Origin of the sequence: Dactylococcopsis salina PCC 8305 (assembly GCF_000317615.1) — a bacterium.
GTDB classification, from domain to species: domain Bacteria; phylum Cyanobacteriota; class Cyanobacteriia; order Cyanobacteriales; family Rubidibacteraceae; genus Halothece; species Halothece salina.
In genome coordinates, this window is the sequence record NC_019780.1 from 3,221,508 (window position 1) to 3,236,522 (window position 15,015).

A 15,015-nucleotide genomic window follows, 5' to 3' on the forward strand; every position below is an offset into this window, starting at 1 on the left:
TTAGGGGGGATTAATTCATCCCCCCTTGGAAAGGGGGGTTAGGGGGGATTAATTCATCCTGCCTTTCAAAGGTTAGGGGGGATTAATTCACAATTCTTATGTGGATTGCTATAGAATCTATCCTAACTGATCAACTTTAAGAAAAGATGATATTTCACTGAGAATTTCCTTAAATATGTCTCTCTAAATCATTATTTAAGTTTTAGTAAAAATTCAGTCAACCAGATTACGTTATTTAAATTAGAATGAGATCGGAATCCAGAAAAGACCTCACTTAAGTTAATCCTGATGACAGTTTCTGAATTTAATACCCAACATCTTTTTCGGCGTTTTCGGTTACGCTTGTTACGCTTACGTTTAGCAACATTAATATTAATCGGAATTATTACAATTGGGGCGGGAATTTCGATCGCGTGGTTTGCGGGAGAAGGAACAATCACCGAATTATTTGAACAGCTTAATCAATTCCAAGCCAACCCGCCGCAATTATTAGAAGCACCCATGAACACTTCTAATAAATATCTTCTGATTCCTACTTTTATTTTATTAGCATTTGCCTTCATTGTCACCAAAATCATCCCCACACCGAGAGGATGGGCGCGATTTGTAATTATTATCATTTTACTCTCTTTAACGATTCGTTATTTATTCTGGCGAGTTACTACAATTAACCTTGATGATCCGCTCAATGGAACAATTAGTTTAACTTTATTTGCTTTAGAAATGTTAGTCGTCGTCAGCAGTGCGATTCAACTGTTTTTAATGTTAAAAATTAAAAATCGTTCTCCCCAAGCTGATCAACTACAAGAAGCAGTTAGAAAAAAAGAATTTCGTCCTACCGTTGACATTTTAATTCCCAGTTATGATGAACCCGAATTTATTTTAAGACGAACGATCATGGGTTGTCAGGCAATTAATTATGAACCAAAAACCGTTTATTTATTAGATGACACCAGAAGACCTCATATTAAAAAACTGACCGAAGAATTAGGCTGTGAATATCTGACTCGTCCCACCAATGAACACGCGAAAGCAGGAAACTTAAATAACGCCTTACCAAAAACTAATGGCGAATTAATTGTTGTTTTCGACGCTGACTTTGTTCCTACCTCTAATTTTTTAGAGCGCACTGTGGGCTTTTTCCAAGATGAAAAAATGGCGTTAGTGCAAACCCCACAAAGTTTTTATAACGCTGATCCCATTGCTCATAATTTAGGGTTAGAAGATATTTTAACCCCAGAAGAAGAAGTTTTTTATCGTCAAATTCAACCAATTAAAGATGGTGCTGGAAGTGTGGTTTGTTCGGGTACAGCTTTTATTGTGAGACGAAAAGCATTAGAAGAAGCGGGAGGGTTTGTCACCGAATCTTTAAGTGAAGATTACTTCACTGGAATTAGATTGTCAGCGCAAGGATATCATCTCGCTTATTTAGATGAAAAATTAAGTGCTGGATTAGCTGCCGAAAATATTGGCGCACATATTACCCAAAGAATACGTTGGGCGAGAGGAACATTACAAGCCTTTTTTATTGAAGCCAACCCCCTAATAATCAAGGGATTAAGTATCAAGCAAAGATTAGCGCATTTAGAAGGATTATTACATTGGTTTACCAGTTTTTCTCGAATCTTCTTCTTATTAATGCCTTTAGCTTACTCTTTTTTACAAGTGCTTCCTCTCAAGACAACGATTGAAGAAGTCATCTATTTCTTTTTACCATTTTATCTCGTTCAACTGACCGTTTTTTCGTGGTTAAATTGTCGCAGTCGCTCTGGAATTTTATCAGATGTTTATTCTCTCGTTTCTGCTTTTCCTCTGGCTATAACTGTAATTCAAGTAATGATTCGTCCTTTTTCTTCTGGTTTTAAAGTCACGCCGAAAGGAGTAAAAGGAGAACAAAAAATTCGCTTTAATTGGATACTAGCTTTACCGTTGGTGATTCTATTTATTTTGAGTGCAATCAGTTTGTGGCGTTGTTTGGGAATGGCTTTCTTACATACTAACCATGATTGGCGTTTAGGTTGGGTCTGGAGTGGTTATAATTTATTAATGCTGGGAATTGCCCTATTGATTTTATTAGATATTCCTAGCCAAGATGTTTATCAATGGTTTAATTTACGGCGAATTGTTGCAGTTAAGTTAGGAAGAGAAACGATTTGGGGCGTAACGACTAAACTCTCAGAAGTCGGTTTAGAAATGACATTAACCCATCAATTAGAACTTCCTCCGAATTTAGAATCTTACGAGGTAGAATTAGAGTTAGTGGAGGAAAAGATTAAGTTACAGGGAGTGATTACTGTTTTAGAAAAATCGGATGATTTTCCCAGATTAAAAATTCAGTTGGAAAACTTAACCACTGAACAACATCGTCAGTTAGTGGAACTTTTATTCTGTCGTCCAGGACAATGGTTAAGTCGATCTTCTCCTGGGGAAATTCAATCATTATTCTTGTTATTTCGTATTTTAATCCGACCTCATTTTCTCTTCCGTAACCGTCAAGAAATTAAAGGCGTAAAAGTCGCTCAAGTTTAAAAATGCTTAATCTCTGGTGGCTACAATCAGTGACCACGCCATCACTCAATTTAATCCCGACTAATTTTGTCGGGTTTGGTTGCCGCCCCGATCGGGCTGTGTTAGTATCAAGCGAATTGAAATGTAAAAGGAGATGAACCCAATGGCTCTTGCAACTGAAACCAGTAATGCGAAACCCACCTACACCAATTTAGTCTCGAAAGAAGGAGGCACAACCTACGACTTACTCCCCCTCCATGTTTGCGAAGAAACCTTTGCACCTTTGGAAGTTGCTTACGACTATGACGCAATTCGTGAGCAAGTGAGCAGAGAAAGCATTGCGGCCGGTCCCAAGTCCATCTGGCGTTACAAACCCTTTTTACCGGTCACAGGCGAAGTCATTGATGTGGGAACGGGAATGACTCCCTTAGTAAAGTCGAAGCGGTTAGCCCGTCGTCTCGGCTTAAAAGAACTCTATATTAAAAATGATGCGGTGAATATGCCCACATTGAGCTTCAAAGACCGCGTGGTTTCTGTGGCTTTAACCAAAGCGAGAGAATTTGGCTTTTCTACCGTTTCCTGCGCCAGTACGGGAAACCTCGCTAACTCTACCGCCGCCATCGCTGCCAGTGCGGGGTTAGAATGTTGTGTGTTTATTCCTGCCGATTTAGAATTGGGCAAAGTGTTGGGAACTTTGATTTATAACCCAACCGTCATGGCAGTGAAAGGAAACTATGACCAAGTGAATCGTCTCTGTAGTGAAGTCGCCAACGGCTATGGCTGGGGATTTGTGAATATTAATCTTCGTCCCTATTATTCCGAAGGCTCGAAAACCCTCGGTTTTGAAGTTGCCGAACAATTAGGATGGAAACTACCCGATCATATTGTTTCTCCTTTAGCTTCAGGTTCTCTCTATACAAAAATTTATAAAGGTTTCCAAGAATTTGTAAAAACAGGTTTAGTGGAAGATAAGGCGGTTCGTTTCAGTGGCGCACAAGCGGAAGGCTGTTCTCCCATTTCTCAAGCATTCAAAGAAGGACGGGATTTTGTCACCCCAGTAAAACCCAATACAATCGCAAAATCGATCGCAATTGGTAATCCCGCCGATGGTGCTTATGCTTTAGATGTGGCTCGTCAAACCAACGGTAACATTGAAGATGTCACCGACGCAGAAATTATTGAAGGGATTAAACTCTTAGCAGAAACGGAAGGAATCTTTACTGAAACCGCCGGCGGCACAACGATCGCAGTGCTGAAAAAATTAGTAGAAGCTGGTAAAATTGACCCTGACGAAACCACGGTTGCTTATATCACAGGAAACGGATTGAAAACTCAAGAAGCAGTACAAGGTTATATTGGCGAACCGTTTGCGATTGATCCGAATTTAGATAGTTTTGAACGCGCCTGGCAACGGTCACGGACGCTCGATCGTTTAGAATGGCAACAAGTGTTAGTCTAGTTTCGCCTCTCCTGTAGAAATTTAGTAAATTGTTGTTGGCGATTCCCTGCTTTATTAAAGGAATTACCAATAACAAAGAACCGATAATCAGTAACGAATAACAGTATGAGTGTAAAAGTTTTAGTTCCTACCGTATTACAAAAATATACCGAAAACCAAGCCGTTTTAGAATGCGATGGAAGCAACGTTAAAGAGTTAGTTGAAACTCTCGAACAAAACTATCCTGGCTTTAAAGGACGTTTACGGGATGAAGAAGGAAAACTGCGTCGCTTCCTCAATTTTTATGTGAATAGTGAAGACATTCGTTTCTTAGAATACGATAAAACTTCCCTTAAAGATGGCGATGAAGTGAGTATTGTTCCTGCTGTTGCGGGTGGTTGAACGGTGACGAAATAATTAATAACGAATAAGTAATAACGGATATGTCTGAAGAAGAAAAGTCGAACCAAGAAACCAAAGCTGATTCCTCAGCCAAGAAGAAAGAAGAAAAAGAACCTCCCATTGAAGATAAACCGTTACCTGAGTTTATCAAGGAACATTATGAACCCACTCTCAAAGAAGCGCTAACTCAACAAGGAATTGAAGATTTAGAGTTAGAGTTTAAAACAGATAAGTTTCCTTTACCAGGCGGCGAAGAATGTCCGCAATTAGTGGGAGAATGGGACGGAGGAAAACGCCGTTTTAACGTTTACTTTTTAGACGAAGATATCAGTGGGAAAAAAGCCTTTTCTTACAGCGCTACTGATGCGCCTCCGAGTACCATTGAATCCTTTATGATTGATGAACGAAAAGTCAATTTAGACCTCTTGGTGATGTACACTGTACAACGCTTGAATGGTCAAAAGTGGATCGATCGTAATTAAATGAATGTTTGATATAGCAATCGGAGATGAGTGGTGAGAAGTTTCAGCCCCCTACCCCCCAATCTTGGGGGAACTAGATTGCATCTCCTTCTCATATCTGATTCGGAGATTGCTATAGCCATTCTCTCTTTAAAAATTAGTAATTGGTTATAGCAATCTCATAAGATTCGTAAATTTTAAAGACCCCCAATTCCCGCAATTGGGGTATTTTTGTCTTTACCATCCAATGATTTAAGCACTCACCGTGACTCGACATCCTTTCGACCAACTTGCGAAACAACTCCTTGAACAACTTCTCCTACCTTGCGGAGACGTGGAAATCTCCAAAGAAGTCCCAGGAGAACCCCACTTCATTGACCTTTACTTTTCCCCTCAAACCAATGTTACCCCTGATCCTCAAACTCTAGGGATTTTAGCAGCAATGCTTCAATCTCCAGGACTATTTGAACCGTTCCGAAATCCGCCCTCAGTTGAAGACATGGAAAGTTGTCTCCTCAAGCGACTGTGGTTGGTTTCATCTCTCCGCCGTCGTGGCACTTTCAACCCTAATCATCCGCCCCTGCTTTGGATCATTGCACCGACAGTTAGTCAGAACTTTCTGAACAGCTTTAGCGCAGTCAAGAAAGAAAATTGGCTGTCTGGAATCTATGAATTAGCACCGGCTCTGAAAGCAATTATAATTGTCGTGCATCAACTGCCAAAAACATCAGAAACTCTCTGGTTAAGACTGCTGGGAAAAGGAAGAGTACAACAACAAGCGGTAGAAGAAGTGATCGCTCTACCAGAGGAAGACTCCAGACGGGCGATCGCGCTAAGATTATTATCAATCTGGAAAGTTACCGTTGAAATGAGTCCAGAGATTCCAGAAGAGGAGGAATTAACTATGCCCATCCCACAAGCCTTTTTAGAATGGGAAAATCAAGTTGAACAACGTGGACGAAAAGAAGGACAAAAGGAAGCCATCAGAACTATTGCTCTCAATCTAATGCAGACGGGAATGTCTCTCTCTCAAGTTTCTGAAGTGACAGGATTATCTTTGGAAGAAGTTCAAAACTTACAAGCAGATCACAAGGAAAGCAACCAGTAATCAGTAACCAATCTTTCCCAAAATCGATCGCCGAAGAGCTTCTCGCAGCGTAACGAGGAAGACTCCAGACGGGCGATCGCGCTAAGATTATTATCAATCTGGAAAGTTACCGTTGAAATGAGTCCAGAGATTCCAGAAGAGGAGGAATTAACTATGCCCATCCCACAAGCCTTTTTAGAATGGGAAAAACAAGTTGAACAACGTGGACGAAAAGAAGCCATGAGAACTATTGCTCTCAATCTAATGCAGACGGGAATGTCTCTCTCTCAGGTTTCTGAAGTGACAGGATTATCTTTGGAGGAAGTTCAAAACTTACAAGCAGATCACAAGGAAAGCAACCAGTAATCAGTAACCAATCTTTCCCAAAATCGATCGCTGAAGAGCTTCTCGCGGAGCGACATCTCACCCTCCTTATTTTTCTCTCGTCAAAGTCTGCGTATCCCTAGATGATCTACAATAAAATCAAGGAAGTTATTTCAAATCTTAAATCTAAGTCCAATGACTTCTCCAGTGATTGCAATTGTCAAAAATGGCAAGATTGAGCTATTAAACCCCTTATCTTTCCCCGAAGGAACTCAGTTATTAGTGACTCCTATTCCTTCGGAAAGTCAAGTGGAAACTATCGAAACGAAGGATGAGTGGTATAACCTATCCTTACAGGGATTGAATCGTTGCTTTGATGAAAACGAACCAGAATACACTTTAGAACAAATTAAAGAATTCAATCCTGACTATGAAGGAGGGTGATGTCATTCTAGCTTCCATTACACAAGCGGACGGAAACCTGAAAAATCGTCCTGTCCTTATCCTTCGTATCATGCCAAAGTATAAAGATTATTTAGTTTGTGGAATTAGCACACAGTTAAATCAGTATATTAAGGACTTTGACGAGATAATTTCTGTTCAGGATTCAGATTTTGTCACCAGTGGGTTAGTTTCATCTTCAGTTATTAGACTAGGATTTCTGGCACTTCTTCCTAAAAGAAAAATTCTTGGTTTAATTGGTTCGATTTCCTCGACAAGACATCAAACACTGCTACGGAATTTAAGTCATTATCTTCTTAAGAACGTATAAAACCCTTGATAAACTTCCATTATTCCCTACTTTTTTGGGATCAAATCTAGCGGGTTATTCCATGTCGGGTTGAAAAAAAATTGCGATCGCGCATCCTGAAGGAGTAAAGGATCAAACACTCGATCGCCGAAGCGCCTCTCACGCTCCTTATTTTTCTCTGGTGAAAGTCTGCGTATCCCACAATCGCGAGGATCGAGGTCTTTATTTCCAAATTAGCACCGATCGAGTGATACATTAACTCTAAGACCTATTGAACACTCACCGTGACTCGACATCCTTTCGACCAACTCGCGAAACAACTCCTTGAACAACTTCTCCTACCTTGCGGAGACGTGGAAATCTCCAAAGAAGTACCAGGAGAACCCCACTTCATTGACCTTTACTTTTCTCCCCAAACCAATGTTACCCCTGATCCTCAAACTCTAGGGATTTTAGCAGCAATGCTTCAATCTCCAGGACTCTTTGAACCGTTCCGAAATCCGCCCTCAGTTGAAGACATGGAAAGTTGTCTTCTCAAGCGACTGTGGTTGGTTTCATCTCTCCGCCGTCGTAACACTTTCAACTCTAATCATCCGCCCCTGCTTTGGATAATTGCACCGACAGTTAGTCAAAACTTTCTAAACAGCTTTAGCGCAGTCAAGAAAGAAAATTGGCTGTCTGGAATCTATGAATTAGCACCGGCTCTGAAAGCAATTATAATTGTCGTGCATCAACTGCCAAAAACATCAGAAACTCTCTGGTTAAGACTGCTGGGAAAAGGAAGAGTACAACAACAAGCGGTAGAAGAAGTGATTGCTCTACCAGAGGAAGACTCCAGACGGGCGATCGCGCTAAGATTGTTATCAATCTGGAAAGTTACCGTTGAAATGAGTCCAGAGATTCCAGAGGAGGAGGAATTAACTATGCCCATCCCACAAGCCTTTTTAGAATGGGAAAATCAAGTTGAACAACGTGGAGAACAACGGGGAATCAAAAAGGTTGCTCTCAATCTAATGCAGACAGGAATGTCTCTCTCTCAGGTTTCTGAAGTTACAGGATTATCTTTGGAAGAAGTGCAAAACTTACAAGCAGATCACAAGGAAAATAATCAGTAATCAGTGACTAATTTTTCCCAAAATCGATCGCCGAAGCACCTCTCGCGGAGCGACATCTCACCCTCCTTATTTTTCTCTCATCAAAGTCTGCGTATCCCACCTCCCTTCAGTTTCCCCCCTTTCAAAGGGGGGTTAGGGGGGATAAAAAACTGAAAAAAATTAAGCCCACCCCGCGCGATCCATAATTCTCACCGCTAAGGGGTTATTTTCTCCCAACTGGGAAACATTCACCATGTCCTCTTTAAACTCGCCAAATCGAGCAATAACTGGGTCTAAAGGAACATTCGGAACAACTGGGTATTCACTGTTACTCTGAGCAAAAATCGCCTGTGCTGGCGGACTCACTAAGTATTCTAAAAAGCGAATTGCTCCCTCGCGATTCGGTGCTGTTTTAATCACCCCACCGCCACTAACATTAACATGAGTTCCCCGTCCCTCTTGATTTGGGAAAAAGACATTGATGCGGTTAAAAATCCCTGGATTACTAGCCGATCGTCCTGGCGCAAACCGCGCAAAATAGTAAGTATTGGCAACAGCCAGATCAGCCATGCCAGAAGCAGCTGCTTTAATTTGATCTGTATCACCGCCACGAGGGGGACGCGCCATATTTGCCACAATTCCTCGACACCATTCTTCTGCCGCTTCCTCTCCTAAATTAGCAATGAGAGACGCGACGAGAGATTGATTATAAACATTATTGGACGATCGAATCGCAATCCGATTCCGCCATTTCGAGGAGGCTAAATCCTCATAAGTCGATAATTCTGAAGCATCCACCTGAGTATTGTTGTAGAGAATCACTCGCGCTCGTTTCGTTAAACTAAACCATAACCCGTCAGGATGACGAAGATTTTCAGGAATACTCCCTTCTAAAATCGGAGAAGATACTGGAGAAAAAATCCCTGCTTCTTCTGCGCGCCATAATCTCGCCGCATCCACTGTAATCAAAAGATCAGCAGGACTGTTGCGCCCCTCACTTTTAATGCGAGCGATTAGTTCATCGGCATTTCCTTCTAAAAGATTAACCCGAATCCCCGTTTGATCGGTAAAGTTTTGATAAAGTAATTCATCAGTATCGTAATGGCGAGAGGAATAAAGATTAATCTCTCCACTTTGAGCATAACTGGGTTTCGCTTGGGTCAACTGACCTACTGTAGCGGCTGCGGTTGCTGTTCCCGCGCCAATAAAAAACCGTCTGGTAAATTTCATCATTAACTATAGAACAATTATTTTCAAGTCCAACTAAGAAATTCTCTCATTAATTAGAAAAATTGACAAGACTTTTCAGCAACTGTGTCTAGGAAAAATATAAAAATACAGAACTATAGCGCTAGGCAAGAGGCAAAAGCTGGAGCGTAAACTGTCTAATTTTTAATTAGGGCTTGCTGAAAAAGGCGCGATCGCGGCGTTATCAGTTGATCTCTGCGTCTGGGGAACTTATGAACGCTTCCAAACCTTACAGAAAAAACGCAATCAAGTTTCTCGTCCCCCGACGCTTCCTCTTCGCCAACAAGACTGTGTGGCAAATTACTCCATCTCCGAATCATAAGTGGAAGCAACATACAACTCTTTTAATTGCTTCTCATCCACTGTACCTGGTGCTTCTGTTAACAGACAACTGGCTTGTTGTGTCTTCGGAAATGCTATTACATCTCGAATGGAATCTTCTCCCGCGAGTAACATTACCAGCCGATCGAGTCCATAAGCAATTCCCCCGTGTGGTGGTGTGCCAAAATCAAAGGCTTCGAGAAGGAAACCAAATTTTTCTTCTGCTTTTTCTAGGGATAAACCGATCGCAGCGAAAACTTTTTCTTGAATATCTCGCTGATAAATTCTGAGACTACCGCCACCAATTTCAATCCCATTATAAACTAAATCGTAGGCTCGCGCTCGTGCAGTTTTAATGTCGTCTAAATCTTCAGAATTTGGGGCTGTAAACGGGTGATGGAGAGACTCTAAACGCTTCTCGTCGGGATTCCATTCAAACATCGGAAACTCGGTCACCCACAACAAATTAATGGCAGTTTCATCAATTAAATTTAATTCTTCTCCTAAGACTTGACGCACTCGATCGAGCGACTTATTAACCGTAATGGTATCCCCAGCACCAAATAATAATAAATGTCCAGGTTTTGCGCCAGTGCGTCGTAATAATTCCGCTTTTTGTTCTTCCGTTAAATTATCTTTAATCGCCCCGATCGTGTCGATTTCCATTCCTTCGCGCACTCGCACATAAGCTAATCCTTTCGCACCAGCTGCGGCTGCTTCCTTAAACAAGTCACCACCGGTTTTAATCTGAACATTAGAAATTTGCTCATTTCCACCAGGAATCGGTAGAACTTTCACTAAACCGCCGCTTTTTACCGCACCAGAAAAGACTTTAAACCCAGAATCTTGGACAATATCCGACACATTGACCAATTCTAAGCCGAAACGGGTGTCAGGGCGATCGGTGCCATATTTTGCCATTGCTTCATTGTAGGTTAAACGGGGGAACGGACGAGAGAGTTCGATTCCTTTTACCTGTTTGAAAATATGACAGACGAGACGTTCATTGAGATCAATAATTTCATCTTCCGAGAGAAAACTCATTTCCATGTCAAGCTGTGTAAACTCGGGTTGCCGATCGGCGCGTAAGTCTTCATCGCGGAAACAACGGGCGATTTGATAGTATCGATCGAAGCCAGACACCATCAATAACTGCTTAAAGAGTTGTGGCGACTGGGGAAGGGCGAACCATTGTCCAGGATTCACACGAGAGGGAACTAAATAGTCTCTCGCGCCTTCAGGAGTCGAACGGGTGAGGATGGGCGTTTCTACCTCAGCGAAGTTTTCCTCGTCTTCTAGGAAGCGTCGAATTGCTTTTACGACTTGATGACGCAAATGAAGATTTTTGTTGAGTCGATCGCGCCGTAAATCTAGATAGCGATATTTGAGGCGAATATTCTCCCTGACGGTATCTGCTTCCTCACTGGAAATCTGAAACGGAAGTTGTTTTCGCACCGCATTTAAAACTTCGATCGCATCGGCATAAACTTCGACATCTCCTGTGGGAAGATTAGGATTAAGGGAGTCTTCTGGACGTTGACTGACACGACCAGTTACTTTAATCACATACTCATTACGGATGCTTTCTGCTTGTGGATAAGAGTCGGGAGTCCGTTCCGGATCGCTTACAATTTGAATAATTCCCGCGCGATCGCGCACATCTAAAAACACAACGCCACCGTGATCTCTGCGTCGATCGACCCAACCATATAAAGTTACTGTCTCACCAATATTTGAGTTTCGTAAGTCTCCGCAATAGTATGTTCGCATCTTCGTTAATTGTTCTTGGTTCTTTAGTTAATTGTTATTTATCAATTGTCTCTTGTCAATTGTTCAATTACTCTTCTGGTAAATCGGACAGTTTTGTAAACGCTTCTAACATCACTTCTTGACGGGCTAAAACTTGATTAATTTTATGAGAAAGTTGATAATAGTTGCTGCGAACTTCGCCTTTTAGCTGACTTACTTCTTCTCTCAATCGATCGAACTCATCACTTAAACTATCGAATCCTTCAGAAATATGACCTCCTGGTTCAACATCTATTTTTAAAGTTCTAACTTCTTCAGAAAGTCTTTGCATTTCTCGTTTGAGTTCATTAATTTTTCGGTTTGCTTCTGTCATTTTTTCGTTATTCGTTATTCGTTATTCGTTATTCGTTATTCGTTATTCGTTATTCGTTATTCGTTATTCGTTATTCGTTATTCGTTATTCGTTATTCGTTATTCGTTATTCGTTATTCGTTATTCGTTATTCGTTATTCGTTATCCCCCCCCTTTCAAAGGGGGGTTAGGGGGGATTAATTGATTTAAGATTACTATAGTTAGCCATTTTAACACTTCATCTAAGGTTTAAATTTATCTGTTATTATGTAATTTTATATGACTCAATAAAGATATGGCTACAGAAACAGACTTCGCTCGAATCTTGGAAAGACTTGAACAAAAAATTGATTCTCAAGCTGAACGACTTGAACAAAAAATTGATTCTCAAACGGAACGACTCGAACAAAAAATTGATTCTCAAGGTGAGAAACTACAATCTATTGATACTCGGTTAGCAAGAGTAGAAGAAAAAACAGATGGCTTAGGAGAACGATTAGAGAAAATTGAAGGAAATCTCGAAAGGCAAGATAACCGACTTTGGACATATTTGACAACTACCACTGTCACTCTTTTAGGCGGTTTACTGGCAATTTTAGGGAGATTTTTGTTGTTTCCTCATCAATAATGTTAGCAACAAATACAATTAAGATGATGACTGATAACTATTCACGACTGATTCCCCATTCTTCCCCTTGAATCAAGGTATGAACTTGCCATTCAAGAAAACGTAGAAAACGTAGGTTGGGTGAAGCAAAGCGAAACCCAACACAAATTAGTCATTAGTCAACTGGTGCGCCATTCTTCCCCTCGAATCAAGGTATGAACTTGCCATTTGGAGCGCGATCGAGGATAATCAGAACGATAATGACCACCACGACTTTCCTCTCGAAATAAAGCACTTTTCAAGACTAAATAAGCAACATCTAAAAGGTTAAATATTTCTCCAGCTTCACGTAACTTTTCTTCTGCTGTGGGATTTTGAAATTGGATAGAATTTAGACTTTCCCCTCGAAAAAAATCAGCAATTGGCAACGTCGAAACTTTTTCTCGCCATTCTTGAACCTGTTCTAAACCCAGCTTTAATTCTTTTTCTGTGCGACAAATTCCCGCACAATCCCACACTAAAACCCTCACTGCTTCTCGTAACTCTTCTAAATCAGAAACATCTTCCATCCAACTCTCATCAGTAAAAGTAAAAAACTGTTTTTGAGGAGAAGAATCAGAAACGTTTTCTATCTCCATTTCCTTAAACCGTTGTCCAAACACTAAACATTCCAACAGAGAATTACTCGCCAAACGATTCGCCCCATGAACTCCCGTATTGGCTGTTTCTCCCACCGCATACAATCTTGGGATCGAAGTCTCACTATTGACATCTACTGCAATCCCTCCCATCCAATAATGCGCCGCTGGGGCGACAGGAATTGGCTGAGAAAAGATATCAATGCCATGTGATTTACAAACTTTGATAATATTCGGAAAGCGATATTGGATGCGATCGGGCGGAATCGGGCGTAAATCCAAGTAAACATAAGCATGAGCGGGATCATCGGCGGTTTTTTGCAGATGATTGTAAACCGCACGACTAACCACATCACGAGGGGCTAACTCCCCATCAGGATGATAGTCAAAGGCGAAACGATAACCGTTTTCATCCACTAAATGCGCTCCCTCTCCTCGCACTGCTTCTGTAATTAAAAAACGCGGTGCGCCAGCTTTCGTTAAAGCAGTGGGATGAAACTGGAAAAACTCCACATCTCGTAATAACGCACCGACACGCCATGCTAAGGCGACACCATCTCCAGTGCTGACGGTGGGATTCGTGGTTTGGGCGAAAACTTGTCCTCCTCCTCCTGTTGCTAAAATGACCGCCGTTGCTTGGAGGGGATAAACTTGGTTTTGGTGTAAAATTGAAACTCCCTGACAGTGTTTCGTCTCAGGATCAAGGTTTAATTTGAGAACGAGCGCTTGCGGAATAACGGTAATATTATCACGAGCCAAGACTTGTTCGGTGAGAGTGTTGACAATGGCTCGTCCAGTGGTATCGGCGGCATGAAGTACACGGGGATGAGAATGAGCCGCCTCTAACGTCATCGCGAGGTCTTCCCCTGTTCGATCGAAGTTTACCCCTAACTCGACTAAAGTTTCAATACTCGTCGCTGCATTCTCCACTAAAAACTTCACCGCTTCGGGGATACATAACCCGGCTCCCGCTTTGAGGGTATCTTGATAATGATGATCGGGAGAATCCCCAGGCGCGATCGCAGCCGCAACTCCTCCCTGCGCCCAGTCACTCGCGCCAATTTTTAGATCATCCTTACTCACAATGGCGACTCGCAAATGCTGAGGAAGACAAAGCGCGGTGTAGAGTCCGGCAGCCCCTGCCCCAACGATGATAATATCAAACTGCATGATGATGGGAAGTTCCCTTACCTAATTTAATTGTGATTATTCTAATCTATTTTAATCCGTTTTTCTTTCAAGTCTAATTGCATTTATAGATTTTTATTCACTTTATAAAAATATAATAGTTAATGTAGTAACTGATCATCATTAAAATTACATTTCAATTCTTAACTACTCTCTCTATATCTGTAGTTTTTCACATCTTCTACAGAAATTTCTTCACTAGAAACAATTTTATAATGCTTTTCTTGAACTACTTTTATTTGACCTTCTTCTAGAGTTAATTCAAAAAGAACAATTAAGTCATTAGAGAGAAATTGAGCAGATACTGAGCGACAAATTAAGTCACCAAAAACCTCATCACAGTAAGCAATATCTTGTCTAGTTTGTATTACACTCAACTGATCTTTGCCAATTTTGGCTTGTACTGGTACAACAAAATGTGATCCATTACTATTGAGTCCGACATAAATTTCATCAATCTCCACTTGTCCAATACCAGTAACAGTAGTTCTTAGATGATTTTGTAAAGAATATGCAGTAATGCCTAAAAAAATATCTATTAGACGATTATACCTAATTTTAGTAAGTAAAGACTGCTCATCTCCTAATGAGTATCTTGTAATAATCTCTGGTGTTGCTTCTGGAACTTTAATATAAATTAAAGCATTATTGGGAATAATGCGGTTAACAGTATCCAGTACAAAACGATATTTCCCTTTTCCTACAGATTCTATAATCCATTCCCATCCTAAAGATTGCGTATTTAAAATTTCTCTAGGAAGTGGCTTACGAAAACGATAGCTATACAAAATATCACCAATATTCTTAGGGTTAACATTTAGGCTATCACATACTTCATACAGTTCCTC

Annotated in this window: 15 protein-coding genes; 10 read left to right on the plus strand and 5 right to left on the minus strand. The window is 41.0% G+C overall.

Going from position 1 to position 15,015, the window contains the following annotated elements; translation table 11 throughout:
* Positions 1-288 precede the first annotated feature (288 nt).
* From DACSA_RS15410 to DACSA_RS15450, 9 genes are all read left to right on the plus strand, one after another.
* Positions 289-2,529 carry a glycosyltransferase gene (locus tag DACSA_RS15410; RefSeq protein WP_015230639.1) on the plus strand — a complete coding sequence of 747 codons (2,241 nt, stop codon included), beginning with the start codon at positions 289-291 and terminating at the stop codon, positions 2,527-2,529.
* Positions 2,530-2,671: 142 nt separating this feature from the next.
* Positions 2,672-3,967 carry a threonine synthase gene (thrC, locus tag DACSA_RS15415; protein ID WP_015230640.1) on the plus strand — a complete coding sequence of 432 codons (1,296 nt, stop codon included), beginning with the start codon at positions 2,672-2,674 and terminating at the stop codon, positions 3,965-3,967.
* Between the two features lie 105 nt (positions 3,968-4,072).
* A complete protein-coding gene (locus DACSA_RS15420; protein ID WP_015230641.1) occupies positions 4,073-4,348 on the plus strand; it encodes a MoaD/ThiS family protein in 276 nt (91 codons plus the stop codon).
* Between the two features lie 41 nt (positions 4,349-4,389).
* Positions 4,390-4,830 carry a DUF2996 domain-containing protein gene (locus DACSA_RS15425; protein ID WP_015230642.1) on the plus strand — a complete coding sequence of 147 codons (441 nt, stop codon included), beginning with the start codon at positions 4,390-4,392 and terminating at the stop codon, positions 4,828-4,830.
* 244 nt (positions 4,831-5,074) lie between these two features.
* Positions 5,075-5,917, plus strand: a complete 843-nt coding sequence (locus tag DACSA_RS15430) for an RpnC/YadD family protein (RefSeq protein WP_015230643.1) — start codon at positions 5,075-5,077, stop codon at positions 5,915-5,917.
* 117 nt (positions 5,918-6,034) lie between these two features.
* Positions 6,035-6,262 carry an RpnC/YadD family protein gene (locus DACSA_RS15435; RefSeq protein ID WP_041235532.1) on the plus strand — a complete coding sequence of 76 codons (228 nt, stop codon included), beginning with the start codon at positions 6,035-6,037 and terminating at the stop codon, positions 6,260-6,262.
* Between the two features lie 153 nt (positions 6,263-6,415).
* A complete protein-coding gene (locus DACSA_RS15440) occupies positions 6,416-6,664 on the plus strand; it encodes a hypothetical protein (protein ID WP_015230644.1) in 249 nt (82 codons plus the stop codon).
* On the plus strand, positions 6,651-6,992 hold the full coding sequence (locus DACSA_RS22910; RefSeq protein ID WP_015230645.1) for a type II toxin-antitoxin system PemK/MazF family toxin: 342 nt from the start codon (positions 6,651-6,653) through the stop codon (positions 6,990-6,992). Before DACSA_RS15440 ends, DACSA_RS22910 begins: the two co-directional genes overlap by 14 nt.
* A 263-nt stretch (positions 6,993-7,255) precedes the next feature.
* Positions 7,256-8,086: a hypothetical protein gene (locus DACSA_RS15450; protein WP_015230646.1), complete on the plus strand. Its 831-nt coding sequence runs from the start codon at positions 7,256-7,258 to the stop codon at positions 8,084-8,086.
* Between the two features lie 159 nt (positions 8,087-8,245).
* Here DACSA_RS15450 and DACSA_RS15455 read toward each other — a convergent pair whose 3' ends face one another.
* From DACSA_RS15455 to DACSA_RS15465, 3 genes are all read right to left on the minus strand, one after another.
* Positions 8,246-9,298, minus strand: coding sequence for a Fe(3+) ABC transporter substrate-binding protein (locus DACSA_RS15455; RefSeq protein WP_015230647.1), 1,053 nt, complete (start codon positions 9,296-9,298; stop codon positions 8,246-8,248).
* 315 nt (positions 9,299-9,613) lie between these two features.
* Positions 9,614-11,404, minus strand: coding sequence for an aspartate--tRNA ligase (gene aspS, locus DACSA_RS15460; protein ID WP_015230648.1), 1,791 nt, complete (start codon positions 11,402-11,404; stop codon positions 9,614-9,616).
* Between the two features lie 67 nt (positions 11,405-11,471).
* Positions 11,472-11,756: a hypothetical protein gene (locus tag DACSA_RS15465; RefSeq protein ID WP_015230649.1), complete on the minus strand. Its 285-nt coding sequence runs from the start codon at positions 11,754-11,756 to the stop codon at positions 11,472-11,474.
* A 273-nt stretch (positions 11,757-12,029) separates the two neighbouring features.
* On the opposite strand from DACSA_RS15465, the gene DACSA_RS15470 reads away from it, so the two are divergent.
* Positions 12,030-12,362, plus strand: a complete 333-nt coding sequence (locus DACSA_RS15470) for a hypothetical protein (RefSeq protein WP_015230650.1) — start codon at positions 12,030-12,032, stop codon at positions 12,360-12,362.
* 158 nt (positions 12,363-12,520) lie between these two features.
* Here the strand turns inward: DACSA_RS15470 and nadB are convergent, their stop codons facing one another.
* Together nadB and DACSA_RS15480 are read right to left on the minus strand one after the other, a co-directional pair.
* Positions 12,521-14,149, minus strand: a complete 1,629-nt coding sequence (gene nadB / locus DACSA_RS15475) for an L-aspartate oxidase (RefSeq protein WP_015230651.1) — start codon at positions 14,147-14,149, stop codon at positions 12,521-12,523.
* 161 nt (positions 14,150-14,310) lie between these two features.
* Entirely contained in the window at positions 14,311-14,955 is a 645-nt protein-coding gene (locus DACSA_RS15480; RefSeq protein ID WP_232225106.1) for an endonuclease, read from the minus strand.
* Positions 14,956-15,015 lie beyond the last annotated feature (60 nt).